At 38.8% G+C, this 3,761-nt stretch carries 2 protein-coding genes and 1 pseudogene; 2 read left to right on the forward strand and 1 reads right to left on the reverse strand.

The window, feature by feature from the left end:
* Positions 1-117 precede the first annotated feature (117 nt).
* Both tnpC and LJE12_RS19250 read left to right on the forward strand, forming a co-directional pair.
* Positions 118-792 (forward strand): annotated as a pseudogene (gene tnpC, locus LJE12_RS19245) (IS66 family transposase); the annotation flags it as partial.
* 21 nt (positions 793-813) lie between these two features.
* The gene (locus LJE12_RS19250) at positions 814-999 is read left to right on the forward strand and encodes a transposase domain-containing protein (RefSeq protein ID WP_226839705.1); all 186 of its coding nucleotides are present in this window, start codon (positions 814-816) and stop codon (positions 997-999) included.
* 1,106 nt (positions 1,000-2,105) lie between these two features.
* On the opposite strand, the gene LJE12_RS19255 is transcribed toward LJE12_RS19250, so the two are convergent.
* Complete coding sequence (locus tag LJE12_RS19255) at positions 2,106-3,686, reverse strand: AAA family ATPase (protein ID WP_020993830.1); 1,581 nt, start codon at positions 3,684-3,686, stop codon at positions 2,106-2,108.
* Positions 3,687-3,761: the final 75 nt, after the last annotated feature.

Here is a 3,761-nt window from a genome sequence, read left to right on the forward strand (position 1 = left end):
AAGTCCGGATTCTGTGAGGGGCGTACGACCGCAAGGGGTGCGTCTACTCGACCCAATGTGGTCTTTTAGAGCAACGTTAGTAGCCTATGCTCTCGTTTTCCTTTATAACTTCTGAAACTGCATGTCACACAGTCAGATGAAACACCGACACAGGTCATAAAGGACAGCAGCCATCCAAACAGCAAATGTTACATGTGGGTGCATCGTTCCGGCGAGTTTTATCAGGAGCGCCCTGTCGTGATATACGAATACCAGAAAGACCGGGATCATCAAAAGCCACTGGAATTCTACAGGGATTATAAAGGGATCCTTGTCACGGATGGGTTACAGCAGTATCATCTGGTAGATAAAAAACTGCCGGATGTGACCAATGCAAACTGCTGGGCACATGCCAGACGTGATTTTGCGGATGCGGTAAAGGCGATGGATAAAAAGGATCCCTCTGCTGGGCACAGTTCGGTCGCATATACAGCACTGCAGAAAATCGGGGGATTCTATACTGCAGATACCGAGCTGAAAAAGCTCTCATCTGAATAACGTCTTCAAAAACGGCAGGAGATCATCCAGCCGATGGTTGAGGATTTCTTTGCGTGGGTGAAAGAACAGCTTTCTCAGTGTACGGTCCCGCCAAAATCAAAAACAGGCCAGGGACTGCAGTATCTGGTCAATCAGGAACTTTACCTGAAAGTGTTTTTGACAGACGGAGATGTACCAATCGATAACTCAGCTTCTGAACGTTCCATCCGTACTTTCTGTATCGGAAAGAAAAACTGGATGTTCCATAACACGGCAAATGGAGCCTCTGCAAATGCTATGGTGTACAGTATTTCTGAAACCGCTAAACTGAATAGCCTGCGTCCATACTATTATTTTCGGCATATCCTCACAGAACTGCCGAAACGCTGCGATGTGAATGGAAAGATAAATCCGGCAGAACTGGATGATCTGATGCCCTGGTCGGAAGAACTTCCGGATGAATGCAGAAAATCGCGCCGCTGATGAGGTGGCGTTATATTATAGATGGGCGGATGATTTGACGTTTACCTTCTAACCCCAAAGAACTTTTGCTATAAACATAGCCCCCAAGTAAAGCCCCATTTACGAAAGCCAGCATCGCTCCCGCCAATGCCCTTTCAGACATGACTAATGGAATGATATATAGTTATCCGTTATCCAAATTGAAGTAATTTATATCAAATTATCCATTATAAATAAAATGTTGCTGATCGAATAATCCGGTGTCCGTGTCCCTGATTTCTCAGTTTGTCACTAATCAGATTTGCTCCCATCCGGATGTTCCAGATTAAAGATCTCATTACAGGTCATGATCGTGTAAAAATGTAAATTTATAGTAGACATGCTTTACGAAAAATCTTATAATATCTCCATAGGCAGATTCCAACATTTCAGTTTCAGGCTAGATTGGGATGGTTAGGCGGTTGAGTCATGTCAGAACAGCGATGTTCTGTTTATATAAATATCCTCATGACTTCATGACGGAAATACCCAAGAAGGAGGATATACACATGACAGTATCTTTTGTTATTTTTACTATAGTTTACGGAACTGTTAGTAGTATTCTTGGTACTTACATAGTTCGTATTCTTGATAAGAAATGCAAAAACGACCGCCATAGCTCAGATAGCGATCGTTAATGCGTTGAATATTTAATTTATTTAGCCTTAACCTTCCAAAGTTTGGCTCAACCGTCTAACGGAATCTGTCTTTTTATATACCAAGCTAACAACAGACATTTCTATCGCCTACTTAAATGAATATAATTCAAATACCAAATTAAAAAACTGGTTATAAGGTTATAAATAATAATCTTTTTAAAAATTATTCTTCAAAATAATCGATAAATAAAGCAATTGTTTTTTATGAAAAATATGGTTATATGGTTCTGTATATAATTACTATACCACATTTTTTTTATTATTCAAGTCAAAGTTATATTTTTCCTTATACAACAATTATCTTAGGTTAGCGTAAGTATATTCAATGTAAGTCACATAAGTTCATATATTGTCTTCCACCCACCGGACTATATACCCTTTGCTGGACGCACGATCAGACCCCAATGTGCGCATGTTTTTCAGATGCTATTACACTTTTTCAATTATGCACTGATGCTTTTTACTTTTCTTGTCATAATTAATTCTCACAAGCAAAATATCACCGGTATAATCTGAAATCGAGGATGGGTATTTTCTGTCTTTAATCTGCTGTATTGCCGTCTGTACTTTCTGGTTCCACTTCAGTTCAACAACCAATGCAGGATAAGCACTTTTATATTCAGGCTTAGGGATAAAAATAAAATCTGCAAATCCGCGTCCTGTAGGAAATTCACGAACCGGTTTAAAATAATACTGCATAGTTCCCAGATAGGCAATGGCTAATACGCTGCTTAATGAATTTTCATCATGATACCTGATGACAGAAGCGTATTCATTATGAATTTTCTCAATTTGTGCAGCAACTGTTTCGTTATCCATATCCAGCGTTGCATCAAGTAAAGTCTCTGATTCCTGTTGGAACATAAGCATTTCATTCCATGACTTACTTTTTACAGCATTAGTCAGTTCCTGACGGATTTCTTCATTGGGAACAAAAGCAATTTTTTCTGTCTGATCATATCCAAGATATCCCAAATGGATCATATAAGTCAGTACATCATCCTTACTTTGAATATTAACAGTGTCATTTTTGAATGTTGCTGTATTAACTTTGACAGATGAGCCGGAAAGCATTTCAATGATTGCTGTTTTCAAGCCATCATAATTCATGTTGATAAAAGGCACAATCGCTTCATAAGAGGCTGTTTCCGACCAGTAACTCTTATATTCTCCTTTCAGCATTACGCTGACAACAGCTCTGGGATTATAAACCTGGTAATCTTTCAGCAGATATCCATCATACCATTTCTTTACCTTATCAAAATCCTGATGGTACTTATCTGACAACTTTTGTACTTCAGCTTCCGTAAATCCGATATACTGCGCCAGAATACTTGGACTTACCATGGTAAATTCATCAAAATTGTTTAAGGCAGACTGAGTTTTTTCCTTTTTAATTGGCAAAATACCTGTAAGATATGCAAGCTGAATATATTTTGTAGGCTCTGTCCCTTTGAAAATACCACGTAAGAAGCGGATATACTCATTCTTGATATCCTCTTTTGCAGCTTCATCGCGAATCAGAACATCCCATTCATCAATAATCACAATAAACTTTCTGCCAGTTACAGTATTGATCCGTGCCAGTGTCTCTGCCAGGGAATGATTTTCTGCCGGAAGTACATCAGGATAATATTCTCTTAATTCTAAAATTGTCTTTTCTGAAATATAAGAAACAACTTTCTCAGGACCATTGGCAGGCCCCATGCACCATTGAATATCCCAATGAATCACATCATACTGATTCAGATGTTTTCTAAAATCTTCTGCCTGACTGATTTTCAGTCTGGAAAACATTTCTTCTGAATCGCATCCTTTGCTGTAATACGCTGTAAGCATATTTGCAGTAACAGATTTTCCAAATCTTCTTGGACGACTATTGCATATAAAAGCATCTGTTGACCCCAGAACACTGTTTGTATAATTGAGGATTCCACTTTTATCAACATAGATCTTTGCATTCAAAGCTGCCTGAAATGCCAGATTATCAGGGTTAACGAACATTCCCATATTGACACACATCCATTTCTGTGACATGCTCCCGCCACTTAAATCTTACAGATTTTGAAGTGGGGGCTTCCTGCT

It is taken from the genome of Blautia sp. DFI.6.71 (assembly GCF_020593585.1).
In the GTDB taxonomy this organism is placed as follows: Bacteria; Bacillota; Clostridia; order Lachnospirales; family Lachnospiraceae; genus Blautia_A; species Blautia_A wexlerae.